Consider the following 18,197-nt stretch of genomic DNA (forward strand, 5'->3'; position numbering starts at 1 on the left):
TCAGAAGTGCTGTGGTCCGAGCGGCAGGGTCGCCGGTGCGAAATCGTGGATCGTGTAGCGACCGCACGACACCGTGTCGGTCGGCACCGCGTTCGATCCCAGCTGCCAGGGCGTGCTATGCGCGTCCTCGATGAGGAACGTCACCTCGCCGGCGGCGAAGTCCGAGCGGTTCACCAGCCACGCGTAGGCACTCAGCCGGTGATCGACCTGCACGAGTTGCGACGGGTCGTCCAGGTGCAGCTTCGGCAGGCGAGCGGTCCAGAACTGCCCTCCTCCCGTCCGGCCCGACTCCGTCACCCAGTCGGTGACGCAGGTGAGGTCGGGATCCGGATGCTGCGCCGCGGCGAGGATGCGGGGCACGCTGAGCGCGCCGCCGACCACGAGCACGCCGGCGACCGTCGCCGTCAGCACAGTCGCTGCCCGTCGCGACACCCGCATGATCCGGGGAGATGCGACCAGCGCAAGCACGGGGGCGAACAGGGCGGGCTCGAGGTAACGGGTCGCATGCGTGCCCAGGGCGATCGCCCCGATCGTCACGAGCAGCGGCAGCACGAACGCCGATGCGGCGACCACGCGGGCGCCGGCGTCCTGGGCCCGCAGGGCTTGACGGATCGCGAGCACGAGCAGAGCCGCGGCGAGGAATGCGGCGGTGACGCCCAGCGGGTTCGACAGCCGTTGAGCGAGCAGGTCGCCGTAGTAGCGAGCGGACTCGGGCCACTGGCCGGGTTGCGCATACCCGGTCCCGCTGTTCGCGATCCAGGGCGAGAGGGGGATGCGCGCCAGGAGTCCGACGACCGTGCCGCCCAGCAGCCAGGCGAGCAGCAGCACGGCTTTCCGCCGTGACGTCGGATAGACCGCTGCGACGCCGAGAATCGCAGCGAGCGGCACAGTGGCCCATGCGACGAACAGCGGGTTCGACAGCACCGATGCGGATGCGACCGCCGCCAGCCACACGGGCAGCGATCGCCCGATGCCGGATCGATCGAAGGCTCGCCGGACGATGCCCACGCTCACCACGACCGCCACGGCCGTCGCCGCGTAGTAGGTCGTCGTCAGCTGCAGCGAGGCCAGTTCCAGCGCATCCCGGGAGGAAGACGTCTCCGTCGCCGCGAGCAGGCAGAATGCGGCCAGGGCCACGAGGGACCAGGCCACCGGAGCGGCCCCGTCTCGCCGGCGTCCAGCCGCCAGGCGGATGCCGCCGTACAGGCCCACGAGGTTCAGCGCACCCGCCGCGGCCAGCACGATGTCGACGCCCGGATCGAACGGACGGCTGAGCATCCACAGCATCCCGAACGCGAGGGTCTCGGGAATGAACAGCACGCTGGACATCGCCCAGTCGAACGGCTGGCCCTCGGTGATCGACCTGACCAGCAGCGCGACGACCAGCGAATCGCCGTCTCGGAACAGCAGCTCGGCACGCTCGGTCGACGCGACCTGGGCCGCCGTCGCCGTCGCGAGCAGCAGCGCGCCCAGCCACCCGCCGAGCTCCCGGATCTGATCTCCGCGCACGCTCCCACTCTCCCATCTCCCCGCACGAGCTTCACGATCCGGGCGAATGCATCGGCTCCGGCGGGTAAACTGGGAAAAACCTGCCCGCCTGCGCCCCTCGGGGCCGACGAGCCATTGAGGAGCCGCCGATGATCGTGCTCCTTGCTGTGTTCCTCGTCGGGGCTCTCGTTCTCCCCGCGTTGGTGCGCTGGCTGGGAGCACAGGCATTCGCCGCCGCTGCACTCATTCCCGCAGCGGCATTCGTCCACGCGCTCATGCTGACGCCGCAGGTGCTGGAGGCCGACCCGGCGCCCTTCGAGTCCGTCACGTGGATCCCGCAGCTCGGACTGAACCTCTCGATGCACATGGATGTGCTCGGGTGGATCCTCACCCTGATCGTCAGCGGCGTCGGCGCGCTCGTGCTGCTGTACTGCCGCTGGTACTTCTTCGACGACACCACCGAGCTCGGCCAGTTCGCAGGCGTCCTGCTCGGCTTCGCCGGCGCCATGTACGGCCTCGTCCTCACCGACGACATCATCATGCTCGTGATGTTCTGGGAGGTCACGAGCATCCTCTCGTACCTGCTCATCGGGCACTACCGGCGCCGCGCGGCCAGCCGTCGTGCGGCCCTGCAGGCTCTGCTGGTCACGACCCTCGGCGGTCTGGTCATGTTCGTCGGCGTCGTGCTCCTCGCGGTGGATGCCGGCACCACGAGCATCGCCGCGATCCTCGAGCTCGCGCCCTCGGGGCCGGTGGTGGATGCCGCTATCGTCATGCTTCTGGTCGGGGCCATCAGCAAGTCGGCGATCTTCCCGTTCCACTTCTGGCTGCCCGGCGCCATGGCAGCGCCCACCCCGGTCAGCGCCTATCTGCACGCCGCCGCCATGGTGAAGGCGGGCATCTATCTCATTGCGCGCTTCGCCCCCGTGTTCGCGCTCTCCGAGCCGTGGCGTCCGATCGTCATCTCCCTAGGAGTGTTCACGATGCTGCTCGGCGGCATCCAGGCGCTGCGCGAGACCGACCTCAAGCGCGTCCTGGCTTTCGGCACGGTGAGCCAACTCGGCTTCTTCACCATCATGACCGGGTATGGAACGCAGGCGACGGCGCTCGCCGGTCTCGCCCTGGTCATCGCACACGCGCTGTTCAAATCGGCGCTGTTCCTCATCGTCGGCATCATCGACCGTCAGCTCTCCACCCGTGACATCACCGAGCTGTCGGGCGTGGGACGCCAGGCCCCGGTCATGGCCGTTGCGGCATTCATCTCGGTGGCATCCATGGTGGGGATCCCGCCGACCATCGGGTTCGTCGCCAAGGAGTCCGCGCTGACATCCCTGCTCGACGACGCGATGGGCGGCTCGGTCTGGGGTCTGATCGCCCTGATCGGCGTCATCCTCGGATCCATGCTCACAACGGCATATGGCATCCGCTTCCTGTGGGGAGCGTTCTGGCGCAAGCGCGACGAGCAGGGCGAGCGGATGCCGGACACCGTCTGGCCCGACCCGCCCGTGGGCTTCCTGTCCGCGCCGATCATCCTCGCCGGTGTCACCCTTGCCGCGGGCCTCGCCGCCCCGGCCATCGACATCGCCCTGCATCCCTACGCCGTCACGGCCCTGCCCGGCCTCGACGCCGAGGGTGCCGCGACCGAGGGCCCCGGCCACCTCGCGCTGTGGCACGGGTTCGAGCCGGCGCTCGGCATCTCGATCCTGTCGATCCTCGTCGGCACAGGCCTCTTCCTGCTCGCCGTCCGCACCCGGTGGGACCGCAGGCGACGGCTGCTGCCCTTCACCGCCGCCGACGCGTACGCGTTCGTGATGCGCGGCGTCGACCGGCTCTCGGTGGTCACGACCACGCTCACCCAGCGCGGCTCGCTGCCGGTCTACGTCGGCACGATCTTCGTGGTGGTCGTCGCCGCCGAGGTCACCGCGCTGCTCGCCAGCGACATCGACCGGCTGAACCTCTCGGCCTGGCACACGCCGACCCAGATCGCCGTGGCGCCGATCATGGCGATCGCGGCAGTGTTCGCGGTGCAGGCCCGCAAGCGCTACACCGGCGTCGTGCTGGTTTCAGTCACCGGCCTCGGCATGGTCGCGCTGTTCGCCACCAGCGGCGCTCCCGACCTCGCCCTCACGCAGATCCTCGTCGAGACCGTGACGATGGTGACCTTCGCGCTCGTGCTGCGGCGGCTGCCGGCGCGCATGGGTGAGCACAACGCCTCGGTCTCGCGCATCCCGCGTGCCCTCCTCGCGATCGGTACCGGGCTGACGATGGCGTTCGTCGTCATCGTCGCCACGCAGTCCCGCATCGCCGACCCGATCTCGATCACGTTCCCCGAACTCGCGTACGAACTCGGTCACGGCAAGAACGTCGTCAACGTCGCCCTCGTCGACCTCCGCGGGTGGGACACCATGGGTGAGCTGTCCGTGCTCGTGCTCGCCGCGACCGGCGTCGCATCCCTCGTCTTCGTCACCCACCGCGCCGACATGCTCGCGCAGCGTCCGGCCCTGCCCAAGCGCGTCCGCCGGAAAGCCCGCATCGCGCCGCTGGTCGAGACCACCGAGGGCGTCCGCTTCCAGACCGCCGAGAACCGCAGCAGCCCGCGCGCCTGGCTCGTGGGCGGGCAGCAGATGAAGCCCGAGAACCGCTCGATCCTGCTCGAGGTGATCGTGCGGATCCTGTTCCACACGATCATCGTCGTGTCGATCTACCTGCTCTTCGCCGGGCACAACCAGCCGGGTGGCGGATTCGCGGGTGGCCTCGTCGCAGGCATGGCGCTCGTGATGCGCTACATCGCCGGGGGACGCTGGGAGCTCGGTGCCGCAGCCCCCGCGGATGCCGGGCGCCTGCTGGGCGCCGGTCTCATCCTGGCGGTCGGCACCGCCGTCGTACCCCTGTTCTTCGGGCTCGCGCCTCTGACCAGCACGTTCTGGGAGTGGGAGATCCCCGGCATCGGACACATGGAGTTCGTCACCTCGACCATCTTCGACATCGGCGTCTACCTCGTCGTCATCGGCCTCGTGCTCGACGTGCTGCGCAGCCTCGGCGCCGAGGTCGACCGCCAGACGCAGGCGATGCGCACGCGGGGGGTGACGATCTGATGGATGTCTCGCTCACCCTGATCATCGTCATGGCCGTGCTGTTCGCCGCCGGCGTCTACGCCATGCTCGAGCGCAGCCTCACCCGCGTGCTCATCGGCTTCATGCTCCTCGGCAATGCGACGAACCTGCTGCTGCTCATCGTCATGGGGGTACCGGGCAACGCGCCGTTCTTCGGTTACAGCGACCTCAGCGATCCGCTGCCTCAGGCGCTGACTCTGACCGCGATCGTCATCACGTTCGCGGTGACGGCGTTCCTGCTCGCGCTCATCTATCGGTCGTGGCAGCTCGGCCAGGCCGACACGGTCGAGGACGACGACGCCGATATCGCCCTGCGTGAGCGCACGGATGCCGACGAAGACGTCCTGGATGACGAGGACGACGCCGGCGACGACGACGCCACGACCGACTTCGTCGGCGTGCAGACGGCGCCGATCACCGTCCTGCACATGCGCGACCACCCGTCGATCCACGACGACGCCCCGGTCGACCGGGCGTGGGCTCCGGATGCTTCGACGGACTCGCCGTCGACGACGGCAGCCGATGAGAACGACGAGGGGGACCGCCCATGAGCGCGCTCGTCCCCCTGCTCGTCGCCCTTCCGCTTCTCGGCGCCGCCATCACGCTCGTCTTCGGGCGCAGCCCGCGCCTGCAGGTGTTCGTCACCGTGGCCACCCTTGCAGCGGTCGCGATCATCGCCGCGGTCCTGCTCGTCGCCGTCGATCAGGGCACCCCGCTCGCCGTCTCCGTAGGCGGGTGGCCGGTGCCGTTCGGCATCGTCCTCTACGTCGACCGGCTCGCCGCCCTCCTCGTGATGATCTCGAGCATCGTGCTCGTCGCCGTCCTCCTGTTCTCGATCGGACAGGGCGCCGCCGACGGCATGGATGAGACCCCGATCTCGATCTTCAACCCCTCGTACCTGATCCTCGCGGCCGGCATCTTCAACGCCTTCATCGCCGGCGACCTGTTCAACCTCTACGTCGGATTCGAGATCCTGCTCGTCGCCTCGTATGTGCTCATCACGCTGGGCAGCACCGAGTCGCGCATCCGCACCGGCGCCGTGTACATCGTCGTCTCACTCGTGTCGTCGATCCTGTTCCTGGCCGCGATCGCGGTGATCTACGGCGCGCTCGGCACCGTCAACATGGCGCAGATCGCCGAGCGGATGAGCGAGCTCCCGCAGGACACCCAGCTCGTGCTGCACCTGCTGCTGCTCGCGGCGTTCGGCATCAAGGCCGCCATCTTCCCCGTGTCGTTCTGGCTGCCCGACTCCTACCCGACCGCTCCCGCACCCGTGACCGCCGTCTTCGCCGGTCTGCTGACCAAGGTCGGCGTGTACGCCCTGATCCGCACCGAGACGCAGCTCTTCCCCGGCAACGACATCAATTTCGTGCTGCTGATTATCGCGCTGGCGACCATGATCGTCGGCGTGCTCGGCGCCGTCGCGCAGGCAGAGCTCAAGAGGATCCTCTCGTTCACGCTTGTCAGTCACGTCGGCTACATGATCTTCGGCCTCGCGATCGCGACGCCCGAGGCGATCGGCGCGACGGTGTACTACATCGTGCACCACATCATCGTGCAGACGACGCTGTTCCTCGCCGTCGGACTCATCGAGCGCAGGGCCGGCAGCACGTCGATCCTGCGCGTCAAGGGGCTGATGAAGGTCGCGCCTCTCCTGGCGGTGCTGTACTTCATCCCGGCGATCAACCTCGGCGGCCTTCCGCCGTTCTCCGGCTTCATCGGCAAGTTCGCGCTGTTCGAGGCCGCGGCATCCGTCGGCACGCCGATCATGATCGTGCTGATCTTCGGCGGCATCCTGACCTCTCTCCTGACCCTCTACGCGCTCATGCGCGCGTGGAACCTCGCGTTCTGGCGCGAGGAGGAGGACTCGACCGAGACCGAGGCGCGCACCGCGTACCTCGCCGGTGCACCCGCCGCCGACGAGCAGCAGGAGCGGCGGCGCATCCCGAAGATCATGACGATCGCGACCGGCGGCATGGTCGGCGTCACCATCGCCCTGACCGTGTTCGCGGGTCCTCTCTACGCCCTGTGCACGAGCATCGGCGAATCGCTGCTGCAGCCGGTCAACCTCGTCCAGCTCGAGGAGGAGGTGAACCCATGAGGCCCGAATCCTCGCGGAGCGTGCTGCGCGACGTCGCGCTGCAGCTGCCGTTCCTCGCCTGGCTCATCGTGCTGTGGATGCTCGTATGGAACCAGTTCACCGTGCTCTCGTTCGTCACCGGCCTCGTCGTCGCGATCTTCGTCACCCGAGTGTTCCGGCTGCCGACCATCGAGCTGTCGGGGCGGGTCAACCTCTGGTACGCGGCGCTGTTCGCCGTGCAGTTCCTGGGGGCGATCGTCCGCGGTGCCGTGGCCGTGACGATCCAGGTGTTCGACTTCCGCCGTCAGCCGGGGGCCGCGATCATCGGCGTGCCGCTGCGCTATGCCGACGACCTCATCATGACGCACGTGTCGGTGACCTCGTCGCTCATCCCCGGGTCGCTCGTCGTCGAGGCCGATCGCGACCGGGGCATCCTCTACCTGCACATCATCGGGGTGCGGAACATGGATGACGTCGAGCATCAGCGCCAGGGCGTGCTGAAGTGGGAGCGCCGGATCGTGCGGGCGCTCGGAAGCCCGGCGCAGTATCGTGCGCTGAAAGAGGACGAGCGGATGGGAGGCGCCCGATGAACGGACTCATGATCGCGATCATCGTCATCTTCGGCATCGCCGCCGTGCTGACCGTCGTCCGCATCATCCGCGGGCCGTCTATCCTCGACCGCGCCGTCGCGTCGGACGTGCTGCTGACCGAGGTGATGTGCGTGATCGGTGCGGAGATGGCGATAGGCGGCCATACGCGCAGCATCCCCGTGCTGCTGATCATCGCCGCGGTCGGCGTCTTCGGATCGATCGCGGTCGCCCGCTACGTCGCACGGAGGGACAACACGACCTCATGAACGTGCTCGGATTGGAGATCCCGGATGCCGTGATCGACACGACGGTGCTCGTGCTGATCCTGCTCGGCGCGCTGCTGTGCTTGTCGGCCGCGGTCGGACTGCTGCGCTTCCGCGCGGTGCCCTCGCGGCTGCATGCGGCGACCAAGCCGCAGGTGCTCGGCCTCTTGCTGATCTGCCTGGCCGTGGCGCTGTCGCAGCGGTCGGTCGGAGGCATCCTGCTCGGCCTCGCGCTGGTCGCGCCGATCGTGCTGATGCAGTTCGCGACCGCCCCGCTGTCGGCGCACATCGTCGGGCGGCAGGCCTATCGCAACGGCACCGAGGAGCAGCGCACGCTCGTCATCGACGAGCTCGCTCAGTCGAAACAGACCCCGCCCGCCGCGGGCTGAGGCCCGCGGTGCCTCCTGCGCGGCGCCTCCCGCCCGCGGCGCCTGCTGCGCGGGAAAGATCCGGCGCGGCTCACAGCGACGCGGCGAACTCCGTGATCAGGTCGGCGGCGAGCTCGGCGTCGCTGAGCAGCGTCCCGTGCCCGTGGTCGGGGATCTCACGCAGCTCGGCGCGCCCCGGTACGAGGGAGACGATCTCGCGGCACCAGTCGACAGGGGCGAGCGGGTCGCGCTCGCCGCGCAGCACGAGCACGGGGCACTTCACCTTCGCGTACGCCTTCTCGGGCTCGTGCACCACGGTCGCGCGGATCTTCCTGATCAGGTGCGGTCCGCCGCGCAGATACTCGCGCGCGCCGCGCCACAGCACGATCGGACGCTCGCCGATCAGATCGCGCATGAGGTACGTCGCCTGCTCCCTGACGCTGCGCGATGCACTGTTCACGGTGGGACCGGCGAGCACCAGTCCGTCGACGAGGGATGAATGCCGCGACGCGAGCTCCGCGCCGATCTGGCTGCCCATCGAGTGGCCGATGACGACGGCGTCGGAGACATCGATGCTGCGCAGGAACGCCGCGATGAGATCGGCGTGCCGTGCCATGGTGAGCGTCCTGGCCGGCTCCGGTGCTTCGCCGAAACCGGGCAGATCGAGGGCGATGATGCGGCCCGGCAGGCGCTCGACGAAGTCGAGGTAGACGCTGCGTCCCATGCCGATGCCGTGGATCAGCACGTAGGGTCTGGGGCCGCTGCCGAAATCCTCGGCGATCAGGGTCGCGCCGCCGTGCTCGAACTCGACGACGGATGCAGGGGTGCCTTCGGGAGCAAGCAGACGTTCTGGCACCGTTCGAGCATAATCCAGCGCGGTCAGGCATCGGACGGCGTCGTCGTGGACAATGGTTGTCTGGCGTCGTGCACGATAAGCGGCGCACCGAGAACGGGAAGGATGCCGATGGCCGTACAGCCTCCGCGTGCTGCGACGCCGATGGTCCGCGTGCCGCGCCCGTCGACGGTCGACCTGATCACCGCAGAGCTCCGCAGCGCCATCTTCTCCGGTGCCCTCCCTGTGGGCAGCCCGATCGGCGAGGTCGAGATGGCGTCCCAGCTCGGAGTGAGCCGGAGTCCCCTGCGCGAGTCGATGCAGCGGCTGGTGCAGGAGCGGCTGCTGACGGCATCCCCCGGTCGCGGCATGAGGGTCAGCGAGATCGGGCCCGATCGCATCGCCGATGTCTATGACGCACGCCTCGCCATCGAGGCTCAGGCGGCCAGGCTCATCATCAAGGCCGGCGCCGAGTCCGTCCTGGACCGGCTCGAAGCCGCCTACGCGGCGCTCGTCGAGGTGAGTCAGGGAACGGATGCGCTCGCCATCAGCGACGCCGACCTCGAATTCCACCGGCTGCTCGTCGACGTGGCGGGCAGCGACCGTCTCGGGCTGTACATGTCGACTCTCGTCATCGAGACCCGCATCGCCGGACTCAGTGGCGACGGCGACGGCTACACCGCACGCCGCTCGGTCTCGGAGACCTATCGTCAGCTGCTCGACGCGCTCGCCGCCGGTGACGCGTTCGCGGCCTTCACGGCTCTCGAACGCCAGTTCGCCGAAGCCGTCGCACGGCACACCGGTCAGGCCGGCGACGTCGACACCGTCGAGACTCCGGTGACCGAGGCGATCGCGGTGATCACCCCGATCGAGGTCGTCGACGACGAGGGCTGATCAGCCCTTCGGCGCCAGCACCAGCGTGTCGACGGTCGCCTCGTCGACGGCATCCGGCGTGTAGGCCCACACCGTCTGGAGGCCGCGCGACCAGTTCTCGGTCTGATCCGTGTAGTGCGCGTGGAACGCGTGCCCGGATGCTCCGGTCAGATGATTCCACGACGAGGCATCGAAGTCGGACAGATCGATGACCATGCGCATCGACGGCACGGTCGTCGTCTCGTACGACTGGCCGATGTCCCATCCCGTCGCGTTGACCACCGACGCGCCTCCGCCGACGGGGTAGGGGCCGCGGTTGAACAGCGCCTCGATCGGCGCGATGCCCGAGGAGCCCAGGGTGTCGCTGCGCAGGGTGATGGCGTGCAGGCTCCCCCAGTTCCACCGCGAGGTGACGTCGCCCTGCAGGGCGACCAGCTCGTCGTAGGCCTCCTCGGCCGACAGCGCGAGCATCTCGTCCATGCCGCTCGCGCCGATCGCGTCGTTGGACCAGAGCGGATCGGACGGGTCGTCGAGCATGCCGTCGACGACGGTGAACAGGCGGCCCTGACCGCCGATGGGCAGCGGCTCCTCGCGCTCGGCGAACAGGTTCGTCACGAGGTGCGACCAGAGCACATTCGCATAGGCGGCCGCCGCCGAATCGGCGTTGTTCTGCGCATCCCAGGTGCGCAGCAGGTCGACCGCCTCCTGGGGGCCCTCGCCGTCGACGGCGACGTCGCCCATGACGGTGGCGAGCTTCTTGCCGATCCACATCTCGTTGTCGTTCTGGATCGCGCGCATGTCCGCGCTCGTGAGGGGAGCTGCGGCCGCCTTGCGCTCGATGAGGTGGGCGATGCGCGCGGCCCGGTACCCGTAGTCCCAGTCCCGGGAGAGGAAGTGGTCGTAGTCGTCGGTGACGATCGCATTGTTCGCCGTGACGATGTATCCCGAGCTCGGGTTGTACGACACGGGCAGCTCCTCGAACGGGATGAACCCCGTCCAGTCGTACGCGCTGTCCCAGCCCGGCTGCGGTAGCCAGCCGTCGCCGGCACCGCGGATCGGCAGACGCCCCGGCGCCTGGTACCCGATGTTGCCCTCGACGTCGGCATAGATCAGGTTCTGCGCCGGGACGTCGAACAGGGATGCCGCATGGCGGAAGTCGTCGAAGTCCTTCGCGGTGTTCAGCGCGAACAGCGCTTGTGCCGTCGTCCCGGTGTCGAGTGCCGTCCAGCGCAGGCTCACGGCGTACTCGCCGCTCATGCCGCTCGCGGCATCCGTCTCGCCCTGGCTGAGGCCCGACCCGTCGGCCGCGACGAGGCCGTCGGCGACCGAGGTGAAGTCGTCGGTGAGGCCCGACACGATCGGACCGTGCACGGTCGAGCGGATCGTCAGTGGGATGTCGTCGCCGCCTGCGACCTTCACGGTCTCTTCGCGCACATCGAGCGGCACCAGCTCACCGTCGCGCCAGTACTGGTCGCCGTCGATCTTCTCGACATACAGATCGGCGACGTCGGTGGTCAGGTTCGTGAAGCCCCAGGCGACCTGCTCGTTGTGGCCGATCACGATGCCGGGCAGGCCCGAGAACGAGAATCCGCTGACGTCGAACGGGCACTCGTCACTGACGGTCGAGCACCGCAGCTGCACCTGGTACCAGACGCTGGGCAGTGCGGCCCCGAGATGCGGGTCGTTGGCGAGCAGCGGCATCCCCGTCGCGGTCAGTGCACCCGATACGACCCACGAGTTCGAGCCGATCCCCTCACCGGCATCACCGAGGAGCATGCCGGCCGCCTCGATGACGTTGTCGGCCTGCTGCCATTCGACGGTGGTGATGGCGCTCTGGCCACCCGCGTCGTCGCCTCCGTCGTCGTAGGAAGCAGCATCGGCATCCGTCCCGCTCACGACCTGCGGAACGGTCGAGATCTTCGGCACGATGACCGGGTTCTCATCGAACGGATACGACGGATAAAGCTGTTCGAGCATCGCCATGCTGTCGGCCGGTGCCTCGGGGTCTCCTGTCTCGGCGACGAGCAGCGCCCGCTCGGTCTCGTCCTCGATGTTGGTGCGGAGGTCCCAGGCCATCGCCTTCAACCATGCGACGGAGTCGGCGGGCTCCCACGGCTCGATCTCGTACTCGGGGTTCTGCATGCCGAGGACGGCATATTCAAGGGATGCCTCGGCGCCGTCGTGCTCGGCGAGGTAGGCGTTCACACCGTCCGCGTATGCCTGGTAATAGGCGCGGGTCGTGTCGTCGAGGGCCTCGACCTCCTGCTCGGCGACGTCGCGCCAGCCGAGGGTGCGCAGGAACATGTCGGTGGCGGCCTGCGACTCCCCGAACATCTCGGCGACGCGCCCGCTGGTGACGTGGCGGCGGAAGTCCATCTCGAAGAAGCGGTCCTGCGCGTGCACGTAGCCCTGCGCGTAGAACAGGTCGTGCGAGGAGTCGGCCGTGATGGTGGGCACGCCGAGCGCGTCGCGCTGCACGACGACCTCGGACTGCAGCCCGTCGACCTGCAGCTCGCCCGCGGTCTGGGGGAAGGAGCGCTGGATCGTCCAGACCACGAAGAACGCGGCCGCGACCGCGGCGACGAGGAGGGCGGCGACGACGAGGAACGCGATCCTCCCGATCTTCGCACCGAGATGACGGGGGGCGGGCTCGGCGGATTCAGTCGTCATCGCACAGCTTTCAAGATCGATCGCGGGATTCGAACCTGCCGAACCCCCGGCGCGCTTCGGGGACGCGCGTTGGAAGCCTATCCGAATGCGTGTGCGTCGTGCGGAGCGCTCACATGAGCTTGGTGGATTCCAGAGCGCTCAGCAGCTTCCGGTTGAAGCCTATGAGCGGCAGACGCAGCACCAGACCGAGCAGAAGCGCGGGCACGGCGAATGCAGCCAACCAGCCCAGCGAGACCCAGTAGTCGTTCTGGTAGATGCCCGCGATGGCGGAGCGCATCGCGCTCACAGCGTGAGTGGCAGGCAGGAACGGACTGACGTTCTGGAACCATTGCGGCAGCACCTGCAGCGGGTAGGCGCCGCCGGAGCTGGAGATCTGCATCACCAGCAGCAGCACCGCGAGTGCCTTCCCGGCGTTGCCGAAGGTCACCACCAGCGTGTAGATGATCAGGGTGAACACCAGACCAGCAACCCATCCGGCGAGGATGAGCAGGAACGGATGCTCCGGCTGCACCTGCGTGAAGAACACGCTGCCGAGGCACACGAGCGTGCTCTGCAGGAAGGCGACGAGCGCGAAGATACCGAACCGTCCGAGATAGGTCTCGGCGGGGGAGAGGTCGGGAAGTCCGGTTGATCCGTCCCGGGGCGGGTCGACGCGAATCGCGACCGAGGTGAGCAGCGCTCCGACCCAGAGGGCGAGCACGGTGTAGAGCGGCGTCATGGCGGCGCCGAAGCTCACGACCGAGTACACCGGTATGCGGGTCAGCTCGACCGGCTCGGCGAGGTGCATCGCGAGCGCTCGCGGGTCTGCGCCGATCACGTCGGTCAGCTCACTGAGATCGCCCGTGTCGATCGCGGTGGTCAGCGCCGCGCTGAGCTGCGCGAAGCGGTCGGCCGTGTCGGTGAGCGAATCCGAGATGCCGGTGGTCAGCTTCTGGGCATCCGCCAGGGCCGAACCGGTCGACGACGAGCCGGTGAGCGAGTTCGCGGCCGATGTCAGGTCGCCTGAGATCGAGTCGATTCCGCCGCCGATGCTCGAGAGCGTCGACGCGAGCGCGTCGAGCTTAGGCTGCAGACCGTCGGTGTATGAGATCCGCGCATCGTCGACGGCGGCCTTCGCCTGAGCGGTGAGCTTCTTGATCTCGTCGCGGGTCGCCTGGCTCGACTCGCTCGAATCCATCACCTGGGAGGCGGCCTCGTCCAGGCGATCCTGCAGCGCCTGCTGACGGGCGATGGCGGCGTCGATGCGCGACACCGAGGCATCGAAGGCGTCGAGCAGGCTCTCGGGCAGCTGCGGACGCACATCGTTCACGAGTCCGTCGCGCAATTCCTGCTGCTGGTCGATCTGCACCTGCACCCGGTCGGCGAGGGAGCCGATGGTGCCGGCGGCGCTCGCCGACTGCGAGTCCATCGCGGCGTAGACCTCGTCGATGCTGTCTGACACGCCCTGGTAGCCGGCGGAGGTCTGGGCCAGGGCGTCGCCGAGCGCAGAGGTCGACGACGAGAGCACCTTCTTCAGTGACGCGGCCGCGTCCTTCCCGCCGCCGAGCGCCCCTCCTGCGTCTCGCAGAGCGTCGCCGGATCCGGTGATGAGACCCGAGGCGCTGTCGACCAGCGGCCTGCTCGATGCGATCAGCGAGCCGAACATGTCTGCGGTCGACGCCCCTGCGCGCAGCTGAGCCGCGACCGAGTCGACACGCGCCTGCAGTTTCGACAGCGCGGCCTGGGTGTCGGCGTCGTCGAGGTAGTCGGAGAGAGAGGTGAGGATGTTCATGCCCGCCTCGCCGAGAGTCTCGGTGAACACCTCGTTGATGCTCGTCGACACCTCGCTCGCGCCCCGGTCGGTGACCTTCGGCGCGAGGGCGTTCTTCTTCTCGTTGAGGTAGTAGTCGATGCGCGTTCGGTCGGCGCCACTCGTGTAGAAGGTCATCATGTCGGCGCTGAAGGTCGGCGGAAGCACGATCGCGGCGTAGTACTCGCCCGAGCGGGTGCCGTCGACAGCGTCCTCTTCGGTGGTGATGACCCAGTTCAGATCGTCGTTGGCGCGCAGCGCCGACACGACCTGCTCGCCGACGTTGAGCCGGATCGGCACGAGATCGCTCTGATATCCGTCGTCCGTGTTCGCGACGGCCACGGTCAGGTTGCGGGCGTTGTCGAACGGGTTCCAGCTGGCGATGACGTTGAACCAGGTGAACAGCGATGGGATGACGACGAGCCCGAACAGCACGATGATGGCCATGACGCTGCTGGTCGCGCGGCGGATATCGTGGCGCATGACGGCGATGACGTGGCTCACTTGTCGCCCTCCTTCTCGTGCGGCGTGTCGGTGGCGGTAGTCGGCTCCGGTTCGGGTTCCGGATGCCTGGGAGCGGCGTCCACCGCCTCGGAGGCAGGGTCTTCTGCAGCCGGGTCCTCGGTTTCCGGCGTCGCCTCCTCGTGCGCGAACAGCTCGTCGAAGGCGACGGCAGCGTCGTCCGGATCGGCGGCGTCGCCCGGATCGGTGGCGTCGTCCGGATCGGTGGCGTCGACCGGATCGGTGGCGGAGACACCGGCTGCCGCGGCCGACGCCGAGGTCGCGGCCCCCACGGGCGCGGTCCCATCGCCATCCGTGAGCACCTTGCCCTTCGCAGAGTCATCCATCGACAGGGCACGGCGCAGCTCCGCATCCGGCATCGCGCCGATCTCGGCGGCCTGCTCGATGCTCTGCCTGATGTACTCCAGCGTGACGACGAAGCCGATGAGCAGCAGGCACCAGAGGGCGGCGAGGCCCAGCACGACCGCCTTGGCATCCGGGATCAGCCAGCCGCACAGCGCGAGCACCACGAGACCGGCGGCGCCGATGAGCAGCGTCAGGCGCAGCCGCGTGGGATAGTGCTCGCCGAAGCGCTGCGCCCGCCCGGCGACGTCAGCGCGGAAGCCGTCGCCGTCCGTGAGGGCGCGGATGATCTCCGGGGTGCGACGGCGACCTGTGACCTGCACCTCCTCGCTGACCATGAGCTGGCTCTCGGCGAGACGGCGGTTGAAGAGCAGGGCGAAGTTGCTCAGGCGGCCACGCAGGAAGATCCCGAGGATCCAGGCCAGGGCGACGAAGATCGACAGCGCGCCCATGAAGCGCCACCAGTGCAGGCCGTAGAAGCCGCTGATCGTCTCGCGCATCGCGTCGATGCCGTACGTGAACGGAAGGAACGGGTACAGCCCGCGGAAGAAGTCGGGCATCATCTCGATCGGATACAGACCCGAGGCGCCGGGGATCTGGAAGATCACCAGCAGGATGCACAGGCCCTTGCCGACGATCCCGAAGCACACCGACAGTGCGTAGATGATGCTGAGGTACGCCAGTCCGATGAGTATGCCTGTGCCGACATATGCGAGCGCATTCGCCGTCTGCACGCCGATCACGAGGTTGCCGATGGTGACCAGCGCGGCCTGGAAGATCACGATCGTCGCGAACAGGAGCCAGCGGCCGATGTACGCCTGTCGCACGGTGATGCCCTCGACGCCCTCGGTGTCGACCTCGACGCGCATGATCACCATGAGCACGAACGCGCCGATCCAGAGCGAGAGGTTGGTGAAGAGCGCGGCCATCGCCGAGCCGTAGGCGGCCGTCGGGAACATCACGTTCGTGTCCACCTCGACGGGCGAGGCCATGAATCGGGCGATCGCATCGGGTTCGAGCCCGGTGATGGTGCTGAGCTTGTTCCAGATCTCGGCCGAGCCGAGGGCGAGCACGTCGGTGCGCACGGTGCCGAGCCCACCCTCCGCCGCGGCGAGGTCGCCGTCGAGAGCGGTGAGCGCGTCGGAGGTGCCGGCGAGCTGGGTCCTGAGGCCGTCGAGCAGGCTCCGCGCCTGCTCGACCTGGGTGCGCTGCGCGCCGAGCGCCGACGAGAAGGCGTCAGCGCTCGACGAGAGCTGCGACATCGCGCGGTTCAGCTGCGGCACGCTGTGCGTGAGCGCGTCGCGGATGGCCGTCGCCGAGCTGGCTGCCTGACCGACCGCGCCGTTCACGCTGTCTGCCGCCTTCGTGACAGAGGTGATGGTGTTCGAGACGTCGGTGTTGAGCTGCTCGAGCTGGCTCAGCACCTGCTGGTCGGCGGCGTTGCGCTCTCTCAGCGCGTCGATCGCAGCGCCCAGGCGCTCTGCGGCGGGCGAGCCGGGCTCTGTGCCGTCGAGCACGGCCTGCAGCTCGTCGAGAGCCGTGGCGTTGGACTCGATCACGGCGGTCAGGTCGTCGACGGTCGTGCCGACGGCCACGTTCGCCTGCTGCAGGCCCGCGGCGAGGGTGGCGATCGAGCCGTTCATCTTCGCGGCGGCCTCGGCGATCAGCGTCGAGCCCGAGACGTAGGCCGAGGTCACGCTGTCGGTCACGGTGAGCAGCTCCTGCTGCGCCTCGGCGGCGATCTTCTGCGCCTGGCCGACGGCGGTCTGCACCTCGCCGAGTGTGCGGTCGACCTTGCCGAGCGTCCCGGATGCCCGGTCTATGCCGTTTGCGGCATCGTCGAGGCCCGCCTGCAGCTCCACGAGCCGGTCGCGCGCCGACGAGACCTTCCCGGTCGCGTCGTCGAGTGCGCTGACCGTCGAGTCTCGAGCGTCGCTGAGGCGGTCTTCTGCGCTCAGACCCGCATCCTTCAGCTGCTCGCTGATCGCCTCTGCGACCGTCGACACGAACGTGCTGTTGATCTGGCGGTCGAGTGTCGAGGCGCCGACGTCGGTGATCTTCGGCGCGATCGCGTTCGCCTTCTCGTTGACGAAGTACTTCAGCTCTGGGCGGGTGAACTCGCCGGTGGTGATGCTCAGGAAGTCCCGGCTGAAGTCGGGCGGGATGATGATCGCGGCGTAGCTGCGACCGCTGCGCACGGCATCCATCGCATCGTCCTCGTCGACGAACTGCCAGCCGAGCTGGTCGTTACGCTTCAGCTGGTCGACGAGCTCGCCGCCGACGTCGATGTGACCCGTGAGGTCGGAGGATGCACCCGCATCCTGGTTGACGATGGCGACGCTCACCTGCTGCGTGTTCGAGTACGGGTCCCAGAAAGCGACGATGTTGAACCACGCATACAGCGACGGGGTGACGATGACGCCGATGATGATGATCCAGGCCTTGCTGACGCGGGCCAGCCGGCCGAGGTCGCGGCGGTAGACGCTCCAGGCATTCGGCTTGGCGTCGATGGTCGGGTCGCTCACGCGGGTGTCTCCGTGACGTCGGGGTGGGCGGTGAGAAGACTGTCGGTCTCGCGCCACGACAGTCCGGCGATGCTCAGCACCGTGCGGACAGCGAGGCTCGCTGCACGCACGCTGGAAGCGTCGGTGCGGGCGACGACAGTGCGCGCGACCTCCTCGATGAGGCGCGAGAGTGTGGGCGCCGCCATGTCGGTGCGGAAGCTGCCATCGTCCTGGCCGCGCTGCACGAGCTGCGCGACGGCTCTGCGCAGGGGCGCGAGAGCGGCGGCGGTGTGCTCGACGTGGGCCTCGTCGAGGGCGAGCGCGGCGGCGAACTGCACGTGCGCGGCTTCCTGCCACAGGCGCGCGGTGAGCCGGGCGAGGGCGATGCAGGCGTCGGCGTCTGCGACCGACTCGGCGATCGCGTTGAACCGCTGCGCTCCCGTGCTGATCAGCTCGCGGATCAGGGCGTCGCGGTCGCCGAAGTGGCCGTAGAGGGTGCGCCGGCTCAGTCCCGCGCTGCGGGCGATGACGTCCACGCTCGCGTGCGGGTCGAGTGCGAGGGTGCTGCGCGCGGCATCGAGGATGCCGGCGCGATTCGCGAGCGCGTCGGAACGAAGCGAACGGGTCATGGTTCAAGGATAACTATGTTGCACAGTGATGTGCAACATAGTTCGGTGAATTCTCAGCGAGGGAAGGGGAAGCCGAAGCGGGCTGACGATCACACAGAAGAGGGCGGATGCCGAAGCACCCGCCCTCCTCGTAC

13 protein-coding genes are annotated in these 18,197 nt (G+C 68.5%); 7 read left to right on the plus strand and 6 right to left on the minus strand.

All coding sequences use genetic code 11. The annotated features are described in order from the left end of the window. Complete coding sequence (locus tag KEC56_RS02905; RefSeq protein ID WP_227529729.1) at positions 1 to 1,509, minus strand: hypothetical protein; 1,509 nt, start codon at positions 1,507 to 1,509, stop codon at positions 1 to 3. Between the two features lie 128 nt (positions 1,510 to 1,637). On the opposite strand from KEC56_RS02905, the gene KEC56_RS02910 reads away from it, so the two are divergent. From KEC56_RS02910 to mnhG, 6 genes are read left to right on the plus strand one after another with little or no spacing between them, the layout of a single operon-like run. Then, the gene (locus KEC56_RS02910; RefSeq protein WP_227529730.1) at positions 1,638 to 4,583 is read left to right on the plus strand and encodes a Na+/H+ antiporter subunit A; all 2,946 of its coding nucleotides are present in this window, start codon (positions 1,638 to 1,640) and stop codon (positions 4,581 to 4,583) included. Beyond that, positions 4,583 to 5,152 carry a Na(+)/H(+) antiporter subunit C gene (locus tag KEC56_RS02915; protein ID WP_227529731.1) on the plus strand — a complete coding sequence of 190 codons (570 nt, stop codon included), beginning with the start codon at positions 4,583 to 4,585 and terminating at the stop codon, positions 5,150 to 5,152. Before KEC56_RS02910 ends, KEC56_RS02915 begins: the two co-directional genes overlap by 1 nt. Then, complete coding sequence (locus KEC56_RS02920; RefSeq protein ID WP_227529732.1) at positions 5,149 to 6,702, plus strand: Na+/H+ antiporter subunit D; 1,554 nt, start codon at positions 5,149 to 5,151, stop codon at positions 6,700 to 6,702. Before KEC56_RS02915 ends, KEC56_RS02920 begins: the two co-directional genes overlap by 4 nt. Beyond that, complete coding sequence (locus KEC56_RS02925) at positions 6,699 to 7,271, plus strand: Na+/H+ antiporter subunit E (protein WP_175987934.1); 573 nt, start codon at positions 6,699 to 6,701, stop codon at positions 7,269 to 7,271. Before KEC56_RS02920 ends, KEC56_RS02925 begins: the two co-directional genes overlap by 4 nt. Then, the gene (locus tag KEC56_RS02930) at positions 7,268 to 7,537 is read left to right on the plus strand and encodes an MrpF/PhaF family protein (RefSeq protein ID WP_175987936.1); all 270 of its coding nucleotides are present in this window, start codon (positions 7,268 to 7,270) and stop codon (positions 7,535 to 7,537) included. Before KEC56_RS02925 ends, KEC56_RS02930 begins: the two co-directional genes overlap by 4 nt. Beyond that, positions 7,534 to 7,923, plus strand: coding sequence for a monovalent cation/H(+) antiporter subunit G (gene mnhG / locus KEC56_RS02935; protein WP_227529733.1), 390 nt, complete (start codon positions 7,534 to 7,536; stop codon positions 7,921 to 7,923). The genes KEC56_RS02930 and mnhG overlap by 4 nt, the downstream gene beginning before the upstream one ends. Positions 7,924 to 7,993: 70 nt before the next feature. Here the strand turns inward: mnhG and KEC56_RS02940 are convergent, their stop codons facing one another. Continuing rightward, positions 7,994 to 8,758 carry an alpha/beta fold hydrolase gene (locus tag KEC56_RS02940; protein ID WP_227529734.1) on the minus strand — a complete coding sequence of 255 codons (765 nt, stop codon included), beginning with the start codon at positions 8,756 to 8,758 and terminating at the stop codon, positions 7,994 to 7,996. Between the two features lie 108 nt (positions 8,759 to 8,866). Between KEC56_RS02940 and KEC56_RS02945 the strand changes: the two genes are divergently transcribed. Further along, positions 8,867 to 9,628: a GntR family transcriptional regulator gene (locus tag KEC56_RS02945; RefSeq protein WP_227529735.1), complete on the plus strand. Its 762-nt coding sequence runs from the start codon at positions 8,867 to 8,869 to the stop codon at positions 9,626 to 9,628. On the opposite strand, the gene KEC56_RS02950 is transcribed toward KEC56_RS02945, so the two are convergent. The 4 genes from KEC56_RS02950 to KEC56_RS02965 all read right to left on the minus strand — a co-directional run bounded on the left by KEC56_RS02950 (position 9,629) and on the right by KEC56_RS02965 (position 18,063). Next, positions 9,629 to 12,277 carry a penicillin acylase family protein gene (locus tag KEC56_RS02950; protein WP_227529736.1) on the minus strand — a complete coding sequence of 883 codons (2,649 nt, stop codon included), beginning with the start codon at positions 12,275 to 12,277 and terminating at the stop codon, positions 9,629 to 9,631. Between the two features lie 109 nt (positions 12,278 to 12,386). Continuing rightward, positions 12,387 to 14,570 (minus strand): YhgE/Pip domain-containing protein, encoded by a 2,184-nt coding sequence (locus tag KEC56_RS02955; RefSeq protein WP_227529737.1) that lies wholly within the window; start codon positions 14,568 to 14,570, stop codon positions 12,387 to 12,389. After that, positions 14,567 to 17,455 carry a YhgE/Pip domain-containing protein gene (locus KEC56_RS02960; protein ID WP_227529738.1) on the minus strand — a complete coding sequence of 963 codons (2,889 nt, stop codon included), beginning with the start codon at positions 17,453 to 17,455 and terminating at the stop codon, positions 14,567 to 14,569. Before KEC56_RS02960 ends, KEC56_RS02955 begins: the two co-directional genes overlap by 4 nt. Then, positions 17,452 to 18,063 carry a TetR/AcrR family transcriptional regulator gene (locus KEC56_RS02965; protein ID WP_227529739.1) on the minus strand — a complete coding sequence of 204 codons (612 nt, stop codon included), beginning with the start codon at positions 18,061 to 18,063 and terminating at the stop codon, positions 17,452 to 17,454. The genes KEC56_RS02960 and KEC56_RS02965 overlap by 4 nt, the downstream gene beginning before the upstream one ends. Positions 18,064 to 18,197 lie beyond the last annotated feature (134 nt).

It is taken from the genome of Microbacterium tenebrionis, assembly GCF_020682665.1.
Taxonomy (GTDB): Bacteria; Actinomycetota; Actinomycetes; order Actinomycetales; family Microbacteriaceae; genus Microbacterium; species Microbacterium tenebrionis.